Source organism: Mixta intestinalis (assembly GCF_009914055.1).
GTDB lineage: Bacteria > Pseudomonadota > Gammaproteobacteria > Enterobacterales > Enterobacteriaceae > Mixta > Mixta intestinalis.
In genome coordinates, this window is record NZ_CP028271.1 from 3,761,630 (window position 1) to 3,780,993 (window position 19,364).

At 50.4% G+C, this 19,364-nt stretch carries 13 protein-coding genes and 1 pseudogene; 9 read left to right on the plus strand and 5 right to left on the minus strand.

Going from position 1 to position 19,364, the window contains the following annotated elements:
• The first annotated feature begins 29 nt into the window (after positions 1-29).
• From C7M51_RS17510 to C7M51_RS22875, 3 genes and pseudogenes are all read left to right on the plus strand, one after another.
• Positions 30-2,552, plus strand: coding sequence for a fimbria/pilus outer membrane usher protein (locus tag C7M51_RS17510; RefSeq protein ID WP_160622835.1), 2,523 nt, complete (start codon positions 30-32; stop codon positions 2,550-2,552).
• 62 nt (positions 2,553-2,614) lie between these two features.
• On the plus strand, positions 2,615-3,670 hold the full coding sequence (locus C7M51_RS17515) for a fimbrial protein (RefSeq protein ID WP_160622836.1): 1,056 nt from the start codon (positions 2,615-2,617) through the stop codon (positions 3,668-3,670).
• 1,893 nt (positions 3,671-5,563) lie between these two features.
• Positions 5,564-6,967, plus strand: a pseudogene (locus tag C7M51_RS22875) (autotransporter family protein); the annotation flags it as partial.
• Positions 6,968-7,048: 81 nt separating this feature from the next.
• On the opposite strand, the gene mnmE reads toward C7M51_RS22875, so the two are convergent.
• The 5 genes from mnmE to rpmH all read right to left on the minus strand — a co-directional run bounded on the left by mnmE (position 7,049) and on the right by rpmH (position 10,998).
• A complete protein-coding gene (gene mnmE / locus C7M51_RS17525; RefSeq protein WP_160622838.1) occupies positions 7,049-8,413 on the minus strand; it encodes a tRNA uridine-5-carboxymethylaminomethyl(34) synthesis GTPase MnmE in 1,365 nt (454 codons plus the stop codon).
• A gap of 200 nt (positions 8,414-8,613) precedes the next feature.
• Positions 8,614-10,257, minus strand: a complete 1,644-nt coding sequence (yidC, locus tag C7M51_RS17530) for a membrane protein insertase YidC (RefSeq protein ID WP_160622839.1) — start codon at positions 10,255-10,257, stop codon at positions 8,614-8,616.
• 2 nt (positions 10,258-10,259) lie between these two features.
• On the minus strand, positions 10,260-10,517 hold the full coding sequence (gene yidD / locus C7M51_RS17535) for a membrane protein insertion efficiency factor YidD (RefSeq protein ID WP_141177434.1): 258 nt from the start codon (positions 10,515-10,517) through the stop codon (positions 10,260-10,262).
• Entirely contained in the window at positions 10,481-10,840 is a 360-nt protein-coding gene (gene rnpA, locus C7M51_RS17540; RefSeq protein WP_160622840.1) for a ribonuclease P protein component, read from the minus strand. The genes yidD and rnpA overlap by 37 nt, the downstream gene beginning before the upstream one ends.
• Before the next feature lie 17 nt (positions 10,841-10,857).
• Positions 10,858-10,998 (minus strand): 50S ribosomal protein L34, encoded by a 141-nt coding sequence (gene rpmH / locus C7M51_RS17545; RefSeq protein ID WP_000831330.1) that lies wholly within the window; start codon positions 10,996-10,998, stop codon positions 10,858-10,860.
• A 596-nt stretch (positions 10,999-11,594) separates the two neighbouring features.
• On the opposite strand from rpmH, the gene dnaA reads away from it, so the two are divergent.
• The 6 genes from dnaA to yidA all read left to right on the plus strand — a co-directional run bounded on the left by dnaA (position 11,595) and on the right by yidA (position 19,343).
• On the plus strand, positions 11,595-12,989 hold the full coding sequence (gene dnaA / locus C7M51_RS17550) for a chromosomal replication initiator protein DnaA (RefSeq protein ID WP_160622841.1): 1,395 nt from the start codon (positions 11,595-11,597) through the stop codon (positions 12,987-12,989).
• Between the two features lie 4 nt (positions 12,990-12,993).
• Complete coding sequence (gene dnaN, locus C7M51_RS17555) at positions 12,994-14,094, plus strand: DNA polymerase III subunit beta (RefSeq protein WP_160622842.1); 1,101 nt, start codon at positions 12,994-12,996, stop codon at positions 14,092-14,094.
• Positions 14,095-14,338: 244 nt separating this feature from the next.
• Complete coding sequence (gene recF / locus C7M51_RS17560) at positions 14,339-15,424, plus strand: DNA replication/repair protein RecF (protein WP_160622843.1); 1,086 nt, start codon at positions 14,339-14,341, stop codon at positions 15,422-15,424.
• A 17-nt stretch (positions 15,425-15,441) separates the two neighbouring features.
• Positions 15,442-17,850 (plus strand): DNA topoisomerase (ATP-hydrolyzing) subunit B, encoded by a 2,409-nt coding sequence (gene gyrB / locus C7M51_RS17565; protein ID WP_160622844.1) that lies wholly within the window; start codon positions 15,442-15,444, stop codon positions 17,848-17,850.
• 92 nt (positions 17,851-17,942) lie between these two features.
• Positions 17,943-18,341 carry a YidB family protein gene (locus C7M51_RS17570; RefSeq protein ID WP_160622845.1) on the plus strand — a complete coding sequence of 133 codons (399 nt, stop codon included), beginning with the start codon at positions 17,943-17,945 and terminating at the stop codon, positions 18,339-18,341.
• Between the two features lie 189 nt (positions 18,342-18,530).
• The gene (gene yidA, locus C7M51_RS17575; RefSeq protein WP_160622846.1) at positions 18,531-19,343 is read left to right on the plus strand and encodes a sugar-phosphatase; all 813 of its coding nucleotides are present in this window, start codon (positions 18,531-18,533) and stop codon (positions 19,341-19,343) included.
• Positions 19,344-19,364 lie beyond the last annotated feature (21 nt).

Sequence of the window (19,364 nt, forward strand, 5' to 3'; positions counted from 1 at the left end):
AAACCGCTTTGATAAAAAGGGAATTTTTCATGTCGCTATTACATCATATAAAAACAGGCATGAAATTTAAAAATAACGCATCTTTATTAGGGTGCGTTATTGCTGCTCTTTATGGCCTGCCTGCTATAACCGTTGCGCAGGAGGTAGACTTTGATCCTATATTTCTTAATTCCATGGCGGGTGGTTATATTGACGTGGCGAAATTTAACGGGGAGTATAGCATCCCGCCTGGGACTTATGATGCTGATATCTATCTGAATGATAGCTATTTAAGCAGGGAAACGATCAAAGTTAAGGATAAAGATAATAAATCTGTTGTCTGTTTCTCTTCATCACTTATTGCCCTGACTGGGTTTAAGACGTCACTTCTTCCACCTGAATCTCAGGAGATGCTGCTGCAGGGGAAGGAGTGTATACCTTTAGAAACGCTGGATAACGCTTCCAGTGCAAAATTTCTTTTTTCCGACATGCGGCTAAATATTCATATTCCTCAGGCACATCTGCATAACCTTGCCCGGGGCTATGTCGATCCGGTTTTATGGGAAAATGGTACTAATGCCTTGTATGTCAGCTATGATAACAATTATTTCAGGCAGGAAGCGGGAAAGGCAGTATCAGAGTCGTTTTACAGTAAATTAAATGGTGGTATTAACCTTAACGGCTGGCTTTTCCAACACTCAGGGAACTGGGCGTGGAACAGTACTGATACCCAGGGTAACTACACGGTATATAGCAATAACCTGCAGCGTGATATCACTTCGTTAAAGTCGCGATTACTGCTTGGCGATACCGTTAGCCCTGGTAACCTGTTTGATTCCTTTTCTTTTCGAGGCGTGCAACTGGCGACGGCTGAACAAATGCTGCCGGATTCCCAACGCGGTTATGCGCCGATTGTACGCGGTATTGCTCAAACGAACGCTCGAGTTACCGTTCGACAAAACCAGTCTCTGATTTATGAAACAACCGTACCGCCAGGGGAGTTTATGCTAAATGATATTTATCCCTCAGGTTATGGTGGCGATTTAAACGTGACGGTAACGGAGTCTGACGGACAGGAAACCTCATTTTCCGTACCCTATACGGCGATTTCTGAAATGCTGCGCCCGGGCAGCTATCGTTACAGTATGTTGTTGGGAGAACTGCGTAATCAAGGTGTTAACTACTCACCTGAGGTCTACCAGGCGACGATTCAATATGGGATAAATAACTGGCTGACAGGCTACAGCGGTCTGACAGGCACTAAAAACTATTACGCCGGATTAATTGGTGGCGCGGTAAGTACCACTATAGGTGCTTTCGCGCTGGATATTACCGGCGCCAGATTTGATGCCGGAGTCAGTAGTCAGCGTGGCCTGAGTATACGTGCTGGCTATACCAAACTTATTACGGCTACGAACAGCTCTATTTCGTTATCTGCTTATCGGTTTTCCTCTTCCGGTTATTTATCTCTGGCTAATGCCGTTAGCCTTAGCGAAAAGTACATTCAGGATCGAAACGCTAAGGTACAGTTAAACGGTCAACCGCAGCAACGAATCTCTTTGACGTTAAATCAGCCGTTGGGCAATGAAAGCGGTAACTTTTATGCCAGTGGTTATATGGAACGTTACTGGGACAGGACGGGCAATGATGTGCAGTATCAGCTGGGATACAGCAATAACTTTCACTCTCTTAATTACGGTATCAGTGTTAACAGGGCGAAAACCAACGGGCGTACAGAAAGGCAATATATGCTTTCTTTATCCATGCCATTAGGTACAGGAAGCTCTACACCGCATGTGAATAGCTATTCTGTGCGGGATGCGAATGGCATCTCCAGCCAGCTTGGGGTAAGTGGCAACTTAGGCATGCACGAGCAGTTTGGTTATAGCTTAGGGTTCACGCGTGAAAATAAAGGTAACACCACGCAAAACCTGTCTGGTTCTTACCGTTTTAAGCAGACCCAGTTAAGAAGTGGCTATACGCAAGGCCAGGGGTTTCGTTCTTACACGGCAGGTATGAGCGGCAGCGTAGTTGTGTTGCCTGACACCTGGCTAACCAGCGCCTATACCGGAGAAACGATGGGAATTGTTGAGGCAAAAGGGGCCAGCGGCGCATCGATTGAAGGTTATAGTAACGTTGTTATCAACGATGATGGTTATGCACTGGTTCCTTATCTGTTGCCCTATCGCATCAATAAGGTTGGTATTAATCCTGAAGGGATGCCCCTGGACGTTGAGCTGGAAACCACCGTTAAACAGACCGTGCCGCGAGCGGGTGCAATAGTTAAGATTAATTATCCGACTAAACGGGGACGGGTGGTGTTAATCCATGCACAGCTTCCTGATGGTGAAGAATTACCTTTTGGTGCCAGCGTACAAACTAAAGAAGGACAAGAGGTAGGCGTAGTGGCTCAGGGCGGACAGATTTATGTCCGTTTAGATGAAAAAATTAGCCATTTACAGGTCCGCTGGGGTGCAGAAAGCCAACATGTCTGTGCATTTGATGTCACCCTACCGGATAATAACAAGCTAAGACAAATGAAATTTCAGCGGCTGGACACGGTCTGTCAATAACCGTTCCGATAAAGATTATGGAAAGATCGGCTCAATAAAACTGAGGAATCAGGGAGAAAATTATGATACCAATAATAAAAAAAACGGGTGTTAAGGCTGGAAGCCTGTTGTTACTATTCACGGCGCCTTTTATCTACAACAACAGCTATGCCTCCACCGTTGAGTGTGAAAACATTTCTAATTCTGTTATTGCTGTTAACGTTTTTGATTTTAATAACCTGCCGACTCAGCTGCCTAAATCTGTGCCGGTAGGTACCACCATCTATGAGGCTACTGTCAATGTGGATGCGCGCTGTGCAAAAAAACTGTCTGGGATTGCTAGCGGTCCACAAAAAATTTATGCCAGCAGAAACGCTATCAAAAACCCATTAGGAAGCAAAAGTGGACTGACGTTTTACGTTACGATCAATGGTGAACGTGGAACGGAGCGAAAAAGCTATGATACCGGCCTTACAACGGAAGCTTTTATCGTTACCGGTTTAAACAATAAAGACGATTATACTAAAGTAAATATTCCAGTCCATGTCGAACTGGTGAAAACAGGAGAAAACGTATCCATTTCGCCGTTGAGCAACGATGTTTGGCTATTCTCGTTAGGTGACAGTGGTACTGGAAATCTGCGCTTCCGTGCCACTAATGTAAAAAAGCTCTCTTTTACAGATTATACCTGTAACGTTACTTCGCCTAATATTCAGCAAACTTTACCATTAATTAATATGGTTAATCTCAAAAATGTAGGCCCTGTAACCGGCTACTCTACTGATTTTAATGTCTCTCTTAACTGTAATGGTAATCTCTGGAGCACCCTGGCCGTTAAGATGGCATTTAGTGGACAGACGGTAACGGGATTGGAGCAACAAGGCGTCTATCAGTTTTTGGATCAGTCAGGTGCGATAGCTGAAGGTATAGGTTTTCAGATTTTTCATAAAAACAGTTCCGGTAATTATGTTTCTTCGGCAAAAAATGAGTGGTTTGAAATTGGTAATTTTGCTAATAATATTATAGGGCAGAGTGATACAATTACAGTGCCATTAAGAGCTTCTTATTACAGGACGAGTGGGAATTTGAACCCGGGTATGTACTCCGGCACAATCACGTATACCGTCGACTACAAATAATAAAGTTTATGTGCGCTTAACAGCGCATAGCACTTATGCTGCCTTAATAAACTCTGCCTGGCCTACAGGTTGTGACAATCTGCTTATTTTTTAATGGAACGTTATCAATGCGAAGGATTGTTTATGAATAGTAAGAAATATCTGGGCTTTTTACCGATTGCTGGAATTGGGATGGGTAAAACCTGTCTACTCATTTCTCTGTTACCCTTTTCGGTAAACGGTGCGTCGCCCTGGAAAGAAGAGAGTGGCGGCATTATGGATGTCACCTCGGGCTATACCAGCACCGAGCAAGGAGATTATCCGCTTTATGTTTCAGGCACAGGAAGTGAACTAATTGTCAATGGTGATTACGAATTCCACGCTAACAGCGCTAAATCAGGCGCAGCTAAGGTTGAGAATAATGGCAAATTGACGATTGATGGGGCGACGCTAGTAAATGACTCATCAGTGGATCCAAACACATCTACCGTTGCTGTTGTTGACGTTAACTCAGGGCAGCTTGATATGAAAAACAGTACGGTGTCAACTAACGCCGCGACTGGTTACGGTATAAAAGCTACGGGTAATTCAGTAATTGATGTTAAAGATAGTGAAATTACTATAGATGGCAATGCAACAGAAGCAATTAATGTATCAGATAGTTCACAATTAACGGCAGATGGTTTAACTATTAATGTTAATAGTGATGGCGCCCACGGCATCGTTGTTGCCAGTAAAGATGCGTCGGTCGAAATAAGAAATAGTTCAATAAATTTTAATAATAGTTATATGGTCGCCGCTATTGAGCAGAAGGCAGGTTCGCTGCTGGTAGACAATTTGACCGTAAAAAATACCGGTGAAGTTAATGGTATTGTTATCAGTGGAAAGGATGAAATTAAAGAGTCCAGCATTAGTAACAGTAATATTAGCGTTGAAAAAGGTCAGGCTATCTCTGTACGTGAAGCAACGTTAACGCTGAATAATGTTCATGCGTCTAACTCTAAAGATAGCAGAAATGTGCTGGATATCTATGCCAATGCACATGTTGATATTAATGGCGGTAGCTATACTTCTACCGGAGCAAATGCTAATGCGATTTGGCTGTCCAGTGCTGATAGTAGTTTAACGATCGATAATGCAACACTGAAAACGTCTGGTAATAAATCTCATGCGTTGAACGCGCAATATGGTAGTGCTGATGCAACCTCAGTGAAAATGTTTACTGACGGCGAAGCCAGCTATGGTTTTTATACTACCAAAACGTCCTCTGGCACTGGCCTGATTATTGAAACTACCGGTAAAACGGGTGTGGGTGCCTTTAGTACATTAGGTGGCTACTTAACGCTAAAAGACAGTTCTATTACTACACGCGGCGTAAGTGCTCATGGTGTTGCGGTCAATCCTTCTTCCGTACTAAAAATTAATAACAGCACGGTGACTACCAATGGGGATAGTGCAGCAGCTATCTACACCTCTCTGGGAAAAATGGTAGCTAAAGATAGCACCTTTACCAGCGCAGGTGATGCAGTAGGTATGTGGGCGCTGGGATCCGATGCACAAGCATTAAATGATGTGAGCTTTGATAATACCAAACTTATTAGTACTAGCCAGGAAACGATTAAGGTAACCGGCAGCACCCTGAAAATGGTAGCAACCAATGGTTCAGTTCTGGAAGGTAAAGGCGGTAAGCTATTAAACGCTATCGTTAATCCTAAAGATACTACTAAGTTTTCAGAGGTCAACCTGGAAGCCCGGGGTAATACCACTCTAAAGGGTGATATTTATGCTGATGCCGATAGCTACGCTTCAGTTAAGCTTTTTGAAAGCTCAACGCTGACTGGTGCGGTAGAAAACGCTGATATAGAAGTTGATGACAGCAGCCAGTGGCAAATGACCGGTACCTCAATGGTACAGAACCTTATCAATGCAGGCACCGTGGCGTTTAACAGTGGCGTAGTTGATGATGTACTGACCGTTAAAGGCGATTATGAGAGTAATAATGGTACGCTGATATTTAATACCGCTCTGAACGGCGACGACTCCGCAACCAATAAGCTGATTGTTGAGGGTAATACTTCGGGTACCACTAATGTTGTAGTTAATAACGCTGGCGGTACCGGAGCTCAAACGGTTGATGGGATTGAGCTGATACAGGTTAACGGTACTTCAGACGGTGAATTTGTGCAAAAAGGTCGTATCGTTGCCGGTGCTTATGAATATGAGCTGGGGCGTGGGGACGGCAGTAATGCGGGCAACTGGTATCTGATGAACTGGCGTATGCCGGATGACCCGAATAACAATCAGCCGGATGATAACGGAAATAATACGGATAAGCCGGTTAAACCGTCGCGTGCTGTTGTACGTCCTGAGGCCGGTGGTTATATCGCTAACAGCGCTGCCGCCGCTACGTTATTTAATCTCAGCCTGTTCGATCGACTTGGCAATCGTAGCCTGTCTGACGTGAACGATGAATCGCAGTCCAGTTTATGGCTACGTCAGGTTGCTGGTCATAACCGCACCTATATGGGAAATTCTCTGGATGCAAAAAGCAATCGCTATGTAGTCCAGCTGGGCGGCGATCTGTTACAGGCAACAGTTGGTGAAGGCTTACTGCATATCGGACCGATGCTGGGTTACGGTCGTCAGTCAACCAACATTCGCTCAACGGTAACCAATTATAAAACGGAGAGTTCAATCTCTGGTTATAGCGTAGGTGCCTATGCCAGCTGGTTTGCTAATCAGTCTAGCGATACGGGCTTCTGGCTGGATAGCTGGCTGCAATATAACTGGTTTGACAGCAGCGTGTCAGGTGAAGGTCTGTGGACCGAGAAGTATCGTACGGAGGGCGTTAGTGCATCTCTGGAAGGGGGTTATGCCTGGAAAGCTCTGGAACGTCAGGGCAATAACCAACGTACCTACGGTTTCTACATTCAGCCACATGCGCAGATCATTTTTAACGGCCTGAAGACTGTCAAAATGGTTGAGCAAAACGGTACGCAGGTGGTAACGAATGAAAACCGCAACTGGTTATCTCGTGTTGGCGTTCGCAGCTGGGTAGAAGAATCAAAACTGGCGGGTGAGAGTAACCTCAAACCTTACGTAGAGGTAAACTGGCTGCATAACAGCGATCCTTACGACGTTAACCTTAACTACGTAAAAGTACAGCAGGATAGCGGTAGCAACCGCGTTGAGCTGAAAACCGGTATTGAAGGGAAGATAAGCAATAACTTCCAGCTGAACGGAAGCATCGCGGTGCAGAAAGGTCGCGATCATTACCAGGATGCCAGTGTGATGTTAGGTGCGAAGTACACCTTCTGATAAAGTCTCTTAAAGAAAAGGCGCCAATCCGGCGCCTTTATTTTTTTATGTGGTTTGAGTTACTGCCCGGTATGACGAAACTTATTTACCGATACAGAAGCTGGAAAAGATGCGGCCCAGCAGATCGTCAGAAGTAAATTCACCGGTAATTTCGCTCAGCGCCTGCTGTGCCAGTCGTAACTCCTCAGCTAACAGTTCTCCTGCCCATGCGCCGAGCAGCTGCGCTTTGCCCTGTTGCAAGTGAGTGTTCGCTAACTCAAGAGCTTGTAAATGACGCCGGCGCGCCAGAAAACCGCCTTCCATGTTGTCATTGAAGCCCATGCTTTGCTTCAGGTGTTCACGTAACTGTTCTACGCCTTCGCCAGTACGTGCCGACAGACGGATGAGTGAGTGACCATTTACTTCCGTTAAACCCAGGCGTTCGCCAGTAATGTCCGCTTTGTTACGCACCACGGTAATCGGCAGTGAAGCCGGTAGTCGGGCAATAAAATCGGGCCAGATAGCGCCAGGCTCGGTAGCATCGGTAGTCGTACCGTCAACCATAAACAATACCCGATCCGCCTGCTCGATCTCCTGCCAGGCTCGCTCGATGCCGATACGCTCAACTTCATCGCTGGCCTCACGCAGACCCGCCGTATCGATAATATGCAGCGGCATTCCATCAATATGGATATGCTCACGCAGCACATCGCGCGTGGTGCCTGCGATGTCCGTAACAATAGCGGCTTCGCGTCCGGCCAGCGCGTTAAGCAGGCTTGATTTACCGGCGTTGGGACGGCCAGCAATCACTACCTTCATCCCTTCACGCAGCAGACTACCCTGGCGCGCTTCAGCGCGAACGGCATCTAAATCCTGCATTACGTTATTCAGCTGCGCTTCGATTTTACCATCGGACAGGAAATCGATCTCTTCATCCGGAAAGTCGATTGCCGCTTCCACATAGATGCGCAAGTGAGTAAGTGCTTCCACAAGCTGATTCACGCGAACAGAAAATGCGCCCTGTAGCGAATTTAATGCCGAGCGTGCCGCCTGCTCTGAACTGGCGTCAATCAGGTCGGCTATCGCCTCAGCCTGCGCTAAATCCAGCTTATCATTAAGAAAGGCGCGTTCTGAAAACTCACCGGGTCTGGCGATGCGTACGCCAGGCAGCGCGGCAATGCGCTTCAACAGCAGATCGAGAATAACCGGGCCACCGTGTCCCTGTAGCTCCAGCACATCTTCGCCGGTAAACGAGTTCGGCCCTGGAAACCACAGCGCGATACCCTGATCGAGCGTACTGCCGTCGGCGGCTTTAAAAGGCAGGTAGTCGGCATAACGCGGTTTTGGCAGCTTGCCCAACAGCTGCCGGGCGACATCTGCCGCCTGGCTGCCAGAAATTCGCAGAATACCCACGCCGCCGCGCCCTGGCGGTGTGGCCTGGGCGACAATCGTATCGCTGTGGCTCATGGAAACTCTCTCAATACGGTAATAAAAACAAGGGCAGCTGTCTGCCTCAGGTAAACGTGCCAGCGCTCCCCGCGCCTTGAGTTTGTTTACTCGTTGCATATCCGCAGCATTAATTATGATGTCCGGACGACAACAAATAAACAGGGGCGGTAAAATCCGCCCCTGTTAGGTTCTGCCTGAAACTGAATTAACTCAGGCCGTTATGCTTTCTTCTTGTCGCGGCTGTGCAGACCGCGTTTTTCCAGCCCGCGATAGATCAGCTGCTGCTGGAGGATAGTTACCAGGTTGCTGACGATGTAGTACAGCACCAGACCTGACGGGAACCACAGGAAGAACACGGTGAAGATAACCGGCATAAAGGTCATGATCTTCTGCTGCATCGGATCGGTCACGGTAGTCGGCGACATCTTCTGAATGAAGAACATCGTTACGCCCATCAGGATCGGCAGGATGTAGTAGGGGTCCTGTGCAGAGAGATCGTGGATCCACAGCGCAAACGGCGCATGTCGCAATTCTACTGAGCCCATCAGCATGTAGTAGAGCGCAAGGAAGATCGGCATCTGAATAACCAGAGGCAGGCAGCCGCCTAGCGGATTCACCTTCTCTGATTTATACAGCGCCATCATTTCCTGACTCATCCGCTGCTTGTCGTCACCCAGGCGCTCACGCATAGCCTGAATTTTCGGCTGCAGCATACGCATCTTCGCCATGGAGGTGTACTGCGCTTTGGTCAGCGGGTACATGATGCCACGAACGATAAAGGTGATAACGATAATGGAGAAGCCCCAGTTACCGATAAAGCTGTGCAGGAACTTCAGCAGCTTGAACAGCGGCTGAGAGATAAACCACAGCCAGCCGTAGTCAACGGTCAAATCGAGGTGCGGCGCGACGGCAGCCATCTTATCCTGGACTTCCGGCCCCACCCACAACGTGGCAGCCAGCGTCTGCTGCGTGCCAGCAGCAACGGCTACCGGTGCGGATTTATAGCCAACAGCGGCAATGCCGTTACCCAGATTACTGGTGTAAAGCGTGTTATTACCAGCGGTACGCGGCACCCATGCGGTAGCAAAATATTGTTGCAACATAGCTACCCAGCCGTTAGCGGTAGTGGTGCTCAGGTTTTCGTTATCCGCGATCTTATCAAACTTATACTTCTGATATTTATCATCGCTGGTGGAGTAGGCCGCACCACGGAAAGTATGCAGAGCAAAATTATTACTGCCGGTCTCACGGTGCTTCGGCAGATCGATAGTCTGCTTCAGCTGGCCAAACATTGACACTTCCAGCGGCTGCTGAGTGGTGTTGTTAATCTGATACTCGACGTTGATGGCATATTCGCCGCGCTTCAGCACAAAGGTCTTGGTATAGACGGCGCCATTTTCTGCGGTGAAGGTCATCGGAATACGCAATTCATTCTGACCGTCGGCCAGCTCAAAGCTATCCTGTGTCGTGGTATACAGCGGACGAGCGCCGTTATTCGGATTATCCGGTCCGTTTCTGCCCGTCAGGCCGCTCTGCGCCTGATATAAAAAGCCGGGGGTCGTTTCCAGCAGCTGGAAAGGCTGAGTGGAGCCCAGCTTATCCGGGTAAGTCAGCAGCTGCGCCTGTTCTACATCACCACCGCGGGTATTGATGTTTAAAGACAGGACATCGGTCTTAACGGCGATCGTTTTGCCCTGACCGCTGGCAGGTACACCCTGGTTAGCGGCATCACCGGCTACTGTCGTGTTTTGCGTGGTCTGGGTTTGCTGCGGCTGCGGAGCGTGGTCCGTCTGCCAGGCTTGCCAGATCATGAAAGACACGAACAGAAAAGCGATGAGAAAAAGATTGCGTTGCGAATCCATCGTTAATGTTCTCTGTTATCGTCGGTTTTTGGCGGCACCGGATCGTCACCACCCGGGTTTAAAGGGTGGCATTTTAATACGCGTTTCAACGTCAACCAACTGCCTTTTATCATCCCGAACCTGCGCAAGGCCACAACGCCATAATGCGAGCAGGTCGGGTTAAAACGGCAGTGGGGTCCCAGAAGCGGGCTAATGACGCGTTGGTAAACGCGGATCAGCGCAATCAGGAGCCGCGCGCCAGGCGACAGTGACGACGCCATAATTTCTCCAACGCTTCCATTAGCGAACGGTTATCGAGGTCGGCTACCCCTTTCTTTGCCACGACCACAAAATCCATTGCGGGGAGTTCGTGCTGGCGCAGGCGAAAGCTCTCACGGGTCAATCGCTTGATCCGGTTACGCTCATGCGCACGCTTAACATTTTTTTTCGCGACGGTAAGACCGATACGGGGATGCCCCAGCGAATTAAGGCGGCCGAGAATAGTAATTTGCGGCGTGCCAGCCCGTTGTGGCTGCTGGAAGACGAAAGTGAAATGAGTGGGAGTTAGCAAACGTAACTCCCTGGGAAATGCGAGCTTAACCACTTACGGGTTAGCTTTTATTACTTAGAAACGGTCAGACGAGCGCGGCCTTTAGCACGACGACGTGCCAGAACCTGACGACCATTTTTAGTAGCCATACGAGCACGGAAGCCGTGAGAACGGTTGCGCTTCAGTACGGACGGTTGAAAAGTGCGTTTCATGGCGATTTCTACCTAAACTTGAAAAATTTCACGTGGTGACGCGTACCCGGTTCCGTAAAACGACCGACGCCTCAGTGTATCTTTAATAAAGAGGCGGGATTGTAATAATTGTACAGTCCGGAGTCAATTTACTTCGCTTGTTGCGCGCGCCTGGCTGCCCGAATCGACCTGCAAATCCTGTCGAAATCGACAAGGCGCATCACGCCGGGACGGGAATTATACGGCGTCCGTGCCAAAGCGCAAGGATCGCCCAGGATCTTATGGCGATCGTTTTCATTACCGTTGCGGTAATAACGTGACGGATGCCGAATATTTGTATCAAGATGGCGGATCCTGAATCCCTTTTAACCAGTCTGACGTAAACTTAGCTTCGCCCGATGCCTGTGGATAAAATGGATCAAAACTGTGTAGAAAGTGAAGATCTCTGTCTCGCTTTGCGCTATGATCCGCCCTTCCGCTAACGATCCTCTCTGCGATCGCGATCGGAGCAACCGTGGATAGCGGTTCGTATGTCTGTCACTGACATACGTCAACAATGATGATTGATCTGTTTCAGCGCCTATTTTCTTATCGATTTTGTTCGAGTGGAGTCCGCCGTGTCACTTTCGCTTTGGCAACAGTGTCTTGCCCGTTTGCAGGATGAGCTACCTGCCACTGAATTCAGCATGTGGATACGTCCGTTACAGGCTGAACTGAACGACAATACGCTGGCCTTATATGCCCCGAATCGGTTCGTACTCGACTGGGTAAGAGATAAATATCTCAATAATATCAATGGGCTGCTTAATGACTTTTGCGGTGCGGATGCGCCACAGCTGCGCTTTGAAGTGGGCAGTAAACCGATGGCACAGACGATTCCGCAGCCTGCTGTCACCAGCGTTGTGGCTCCGGTAGCGGCCAGTATTCCACCGGTACAGCCTGCGGCGCGCCCCAGCTGGGATAGCGTGCCCGCACCAGCGGAGCGTTCATGGCGCTCAAACGTAAACGCTAAACATAATTTTGATAACTTCGTTGAAGGTAAATCTAACCAGCTGGCGCGCGCGGCGGCGCGTCAGGTGGCAGATAATCCTGGCGGTGCTTATAACCCGTTGTTCCTTTATGGCGGTACGGGCCTGGGTAAAACGCACCTCCTGCACGCCGTAGGCAACGGCATTATCGCCCGCAAGCCCAACGCGAAAGTGGTTTATATGCACTCGGAGCGTTTTGTGCAGGATATGGTGAAAGCGTTGCAGAATAACGCCATCGAAGAGTTCAAGCGTTACTACCGTTCGGTAGATGCGCTGCTTATCGATGATATTCAGTTCTTTGCCAATAAAGAGCGCTCGCAGGAGGAGTTTTTCCATACCTTCAACGCGCTGCTGGAAGGCAACCAGCAAATTATTTTAACCTCCGACCGCTATCCAAAAGAAATTAACGGCGTGGAGGATCGCCTGAAATCCCGCTTTGGTTGGGGGCTAACGGTGGCTATCGAACCGCCAGAGCTGGAAACACGTGTGGCGATCCTGATGAAAAAGGCGGATGAGAATGATATTCGCCTGCCCGGTGAAGTAGCCTTCTTTATTGCCAAGCGCCTGCGTTCTAACGTGCGTGAACTGGAAGGGGCGCTGAACCGTGTTATTGCCAACGCTAACTTTACCGGCCGCGCCATTACTATTGATTTCGTGCGCGAGGCGTTGCGCGATCTGCTGGCGCTGCAGGAAAAGCTGGTGACCATCGATAATATTCAGAAGACAGTCGCGGAATATTACAAAATCAAGGTGGCCGATCTGCTCTCTAAACGCCGCTCACGCTCGGTAGCGCGTCCGCGTCAGATGGCGATGGCGATGGCGAAAGAGCTGACCAACCACAGCCTGCCGGAGATCGGTGATGCTTTCGGGGGTCGTGACCATACCACCGTGCTGCATGCCTGCCGTAAAATCGAGCAGCTGCGTGAGGAAAGTCACGACATTAAAGAAGATTTTTCAAATTTAATCAGAACATTATCTTCCTGACGCTATGAAATTTATTGTAGAACGCGAGCAATTACTTAAACCGCTACAGCAGGTGAGCGGTCCGTTAGGCGGTCGTCCAACGCTGCCGATTTTGGGCAACCTGTTATTGAAGGTCAACGATGGCAGCCTGTTGCTGACCGGGACGGATTTAGAAATGGAAATGGTGGCGCGCGTTACGCTGACGCAGCCGCATGAGCCTGGCGCCACTACCGTCCCGGCACGTAAGTTTTTAGATATCTGTCGCGGCCTGCCGGAAGGGGCGGAAATTAGCGTCGTGCTGGAAGGCGACAGAATGCTGGTGCGCTCCGGGCGTAGCCGTTTCTCGCTGTCCACCTTGCCCGCCAGCGATTTTCCCAACCTTGATGACTGGCAGAGCGAAGTAGAGTTTACTCTGCCTCAGGCGACGTTGAAGCGTCTGATTGAGGCTACGCAGTTCTCAATGGCGCATCAGGATGTGCGTTATTACCTTAACGGTATGTTGTTTGAAACCGAAGGGGAAGAGCTGCGCACCGTTGCTACCGATGGTCATCGTCTGGCGGTCTGCTCTATGCCGGTTGGTCAGTCATTGCCGAGCCACTCGGTGATCGTGCCGCGTAAAGGCGTTTCGGAACTGGTTCGTCTGCTGGACGGCGGCGAGACGCCGCTGCAAATCCAGATCGGCGGCAGCAATATTCGCGCCCACGTTGGCGATTATATCTTTACCTCTAAGCTGGTAGACGGTCGTTTCCCCGACTACCGTCGCGTACTGCCGAAAAATCCGGACAAAACGCTGGAGGCGGGTTGCGATCTGCTGAAGCAGGCGTTTGCCCGCGCCGCTATTCTGTCGAATGAAAAATTTCGCGGCGTACGCCTTTATATCAGCCAAAACCAGCTCAGGATTACCGCCAACAACCCGGAACAGGAAGAAGCCGAGGAGATTCTGGATGTCACCTATAGCGGTAGCGATCTGGAGATTGGCTTTAACGTTAGCTATGTGCTGGACGTGCTCAACGCCCTGAAGTGCGAAAATGTACGTTTGTTGCTGACCGACTCCGTTTCCAGCGTGCAGATTGAAGATGAGGCGAGTCAGAGCGCGGCTTATGTCGTGATGCCAATGCGTCTCTGATAGTGATACCCGGTAGCCTGGCGAGCGCGTCGGGCTACCTGCCGTTCCAGGAACCGGCAGGCTGGTGTTTTTCTGCCCATATTGATGTCAGATACGGTATGATTAGCCCTTGTAAATCGCTCGTTTAGCCCCATATTGTTATGACAAGTAAGCGTTTACTCATGTTTGGAGTATTACCCGACCTGAGAAAAGCCCGCCTCAGAACCACGGTGTTTACTGTCACGCCATCGCTTTGGATTATTTCATGGCTTTAACCCGCCTGCTGATACAAGATTTTCGTAATATCGAACAAGCCGATCTGGCGCTGGCGCCGGGCTTTAATTTTCTGATCGGCGCTAACGGCAGCGGCAAAACCAGCGTGCTGGAAGCGATTTACACCCTCGGCCACGGGCGCGCTTTCCGTAGCCTACAGGCAGGGCGCGTGATTCGCCATGAACAAGAGGCGTTTATCCTGCACGGGCGTATCGACGGTGCTGAACGGGAAACCAACGTTGGCCTGACGAAAAACCGCGCCGGTGACAGCAAAGTACGCATTGACGGTAGCGATGGACACAAAGTCGCCGAGCTGGCGCAGCTGCTGCCGATGCAGCTGATTACGCCCGAAGGCTTTACGCTATTGAACGGCGGGCCCAAGTATCGGCGCGCCTATATTGACTGGGGCTGCTTTCATAATACGCCCGGCTTTTTTTTGGCGTGGAGCAATCTGAAGCGCCTGCTGAAGCAGCGCAACGCCGCGTTGCGTCAGGTCACGCGCTATCAGCAGATCGAGCCCTGGGATCGTGAACTGGCACCGCTGGCCGCGCAGATTAGCCAGTGGCGCGCCGAGTACAGCGCCGCCATTGCGAAAGATATTACCGCGACCTGCGCCCAGTTCCTGCCGGAATGTGAACTGGATTTCTCCTTCCAGCGCGGCTGGGATAAAGAGAGTGACTATGGCGAACTGCTGGCGCGCCAGTTCGAACGTGACCGGGCGCTAACCTATACCGCCAGCGGGCCCCACAAAGCGGATTTTCGTATTCGCGCCGAGGGGACGCCGGTAGAAGATTTACTGTCGCGCGGACAGCTGAAGTTACTGATGTGTGCGCTGCGTCTGGCGCAGGGTGAGTTCCTCACCCGGCAAAGCGGACGTCGTTGCCTCTACCTGATCGATGATTTTGCCTCGGAGCTGGATGAAAGCCGACGCCGCCTGCTGGCGGACCGGCTGAAGGCCACCCGTGCCCAGGTTTTCGTTAGCGCTATCGGCGCTGAACACGTTGCTGATATGGCTGACGAAAAGGGCAAGATGTTCCGCGTAGAACAGGGTAAAATAGCGGTTCAACCTGAAGATTAAATGAGCGAGAAACGTTGATGTCGAATTCTTATGACTCCTCAAGTATCAAAGTCCTGAAAGGGCTTGATGCGGTACGCAAACGCCCTGGTATGTATATCGGCGATACAGATGACGGCACCGGTCTGCATCACATGGTATTCGAGGTCGTGGACAACGCCATCGACGAAGCGCTCGCAGGCCACTGTAAAGAGATTGTCGTTACCATTCATGCAGATAACTCCGTATCGGTGCAGGATGATGGGCGTGGCATTCCTACCGGTATCCACCCGGAAGAGGGCGTTTCGGCGGCGGAAGTGATCATGACCGTACTGCACGCAGGCGGTAAGTTTGATGACAACTCCTATAAAGTCTCCGGTGGTCTGCACGGCGTGGGCGTTTCCGTTGTTAACGCCCTGTCTGAAAAGCTGGAGCTGACCATTCGTCGTGAAGGAAAAGTGCATCAGCAAACTTACGTGCACGGCGTGCCGCAGGCACCGCTGGCGGTTACCGGAGAAACCGATCTTACCGGTACCCGCGTGCGTTTCTGGCCAAGCCATCAGACTTTCACCAACGTTACCGATTTCGAATATGACATCCTGGCCAAGCGCCTGCGCGAACTGTCGTTCCTCAACTCTGGCGTTTCCATTCGCCTACAGGATAAACGTACAGATAAAAGCGATCACTATCATTACGAAGGTGGTATCAAGGCGTTTGTTGAATATCTGAATAAAAATAAAAACCCGATTCATCCGAACGTCTTCTACTTCTCTACCGAGAAAGATGGTATCGGTGTGGAAGTGGCATTGCAGTGGAATGACGGTTTCCAGGAAAACATCTACTGCTTTACCAACAACATTCCGCAGCGCGACGGCGGTACGCACCTTGCGGGTTTCCGTGCAGCGATGACGCGTACCCTGAACGCCTATATGGATAAAGAGGGCTACAGCAAAAAAGCGAAGGTCAGCGCCACCGGTGACGATGCACGTGAAGGCCTGATTGCCGTGGTTTCCGTGAAGGTACCGGATCCAAAATTCTCCTCACAGACCAAAGATAAACTGGTCTCTTCTGAGGTGAAATCTGCGGTTGAGTCGCAGATGAACGAACTGCTGGCGGAATACCTGCTGGAAAATCCATCCGATGCGAAAATCGTGGTCGGTAAAATCATCGATGCGGCGCGTGCGCGTGAAGCGGCCCGTCGCGCCCGTGAAATGACCCGTCGTAAAGGCGCGCTGGATTTGGCGGGTCTGCCGGGCAAGCTGGCCGACTGTCAGGAACGCGATCCGGCGTTGTCAGAAATCTACCTGGTGGAAGGTGACTCTGCTGGCGGCTCCGCCAAGCAGGGACGTAACCGTAAAAACCAGGCGATTCTGCCGCTGAAAGGTAAAATTCTTAACGTAGAGAAAGCGCGCTTCGACAAGATGCTCGCCTCGCAGGAAGTTGCCACGCTGATTACCGCGCTGGGCTGCGGCATTGGACGTGATGAATATAACCCGGACAAACTGCGCTATCACAGTATCATTATCATGACCGATGCGGACGTCGATGGTTCGCACATCCGTACCCTGTTGCTGACTTTCTTCTACCGTCAGATGCCGGAAATCATTGAGCGCGGCCATGTTTATATCGCTCAGCCGCCGCTGTATAAGGTGAAAAAAGGCAAGCAGGAACAGTACATCAAAGATGATGAAGCGATGGATCAGTACCAAATCGCCATCGCGCTGGACGGCGCAACGCTGCATACCAATGCCAGCGCGCCTGCGTTGGGCGGAGAGCCGCTGGAAAGCCTGGTTTCTGAGTTCAACAGCACGCAGCGCATGATCAAACGTATGGAGCGTCGTTTCCCGCTGGCGCTGCTTAACGCGCTGATTTATCACCCGACGCTGCAAAGTCTGGAAAATCAGCAGGATGTGAAACACTGGATTGAGACGCTGGTTACGTTGCTGAATGAACGCGAAATTCATGGCAGCACCTATGTGGCTCATGTACGTGAAAACCGTGAGCTGAATATCTTCGAACCGGTACTACGCGTACGCACACACGGCGTGGACACCGATTATCCGCTGGACAGCGAATTTATTCAGGGGCCGGAGTACCGCAAAATTTGCACGCTGGGCGAGAAATTACGCGGCCTGTTGGAAGAAGATGCTTATATCGAACGTGGCGAACGCCGTCAGCCGGTTGCCAGCTTCGAGCAGGCGCTGGAATGGCTGGTGAAAGAGTCTCGCCGTGGCCTGTCGGTACAGCGCTATAAAGGCCTGGGCGAAATGAACCCGGATCAGCTGTGGGAAACCACGATGGACCCGGACAGCCGTCGTATGCTACGCGTTACCATCAAAGATGCCATTGCCGCCGATCAGCTGTTTACCACGCTGATGGGCGATGCGGTTGAGCCGCGTCGTGCCTTTATCGAGGAAAATGCGCTGAAAGCAGCGAATATCGATATTTAATCAAACCACTCTGCCGCGCACTGATGCGCGGCATTTTTTTATCCAGCCATTGGCTGTTACAGGACGTTTTAAACGCGACTAAGGAGCATTAAATGGGACTTTTCGATCAGGTTGCCGGTATGTTGTTAAACGGCGACGCGGCTAAATATCAGGCTATTTTAAGCTGGGTTAACCAGCAGGGCGGCGTACAGGCGTTGCTGGAGAAATTTCGTCAGGGCGGGCTGGGTGAAATCGTCATGTCCTGGCTGAGCAGTTCACAGGCTAACCAGTTGCTCAGTTCGGAGCAGGTACTGGCGGTGCTGGGCAGCCCGGCGCTGTCTCAGCTTGGTGCCAAACTGGGTATTGATACTCAGGCTGCTTCTTCTATGGTGGCGCAATATCTGCCGACTATTATTGATACGCTCTCACCGAAAGGTGAAGTTCATGCTGAAGCTGATAACGATTTACTGACGGCGGGGATGAAACTGCTTAAAGGTAAACTGTTCAGCTAACGCCTCATATTCACCGTTTCATCATGGCGAAACGGTGAATATGACGATTCAATGTCGTTTTTTACCCTGTCATGCCGCTTTGTCCTGCACGTTAAAATCTTCGGGTTCCGCTCCGCCGCACCATGCATACTGTTTTTTACGCAGGATCGTGCCAGGATAAAAACTGACCCCATCACTTTGAAGAAGGCTATGTCCATAAAACTTATTGCTATCGATATGGATGGCACGCTGCTGCTGCCGGATCACACTATCTCACCTGCGGTTAAGCAGGCTATCGCCAGCGCGCGTGAACGCGGCGTTAACGTTGTTCTTACCACTGGACGTCCTTACGCTGGCGTGGAACGCTATCTGAAAGAGCTGGATATGAATCAGCCGCACGATTACTGCATCACCTATAACGGTGCGCTGGTACAAAAAGCGAGTGACGGCAGCACGGTGGCACAAACCGCCTTAAGCTATGATGATTATCGCTATCTGGAACAGCTCTCTCGTGAAGTGGGTTCTCACTTTCACGCGCTGGATCGCAATACGCTTTACACCGCCAATCGGGATATCAGCCGCTATACGGTGCATGAGTCCTTTGTCGCCACCATTCCGCTGGTTTTCTGTGAGGCGGAGAAAATGGACCCGGACACCACCTTCCTGAAGGTAATGATGATCGATGAGCCGGAGATTCTGGATAAGGCTATCGCTCGTATCCCGGCGGAAGTGCGTGAGAAATATACCGTGTTAAAAAGCGCCCCTTACTTCCTGGAAATCCTCGATAAGCGTGTCACCAAAGGCACTGGCGTTAAAGCGCTTGCCGATTCGCTGAATATCAAGCCGGAAGAGGTCATGACCATCGGCGATCAGGAAAATGATATTGCCATGCTGGAATACGCTGGCGTCGGTGTGGCTATGGGGAACGCTATTGATTCCGTGAAAAAAGTCGCTGACTACGTCACTAAAACCAATCTGGAAGATGGCGTCGCTTACGCTATTAAAAAGTTCGTACTGCGTTAATCCCACTTGTACTGGCGGAGG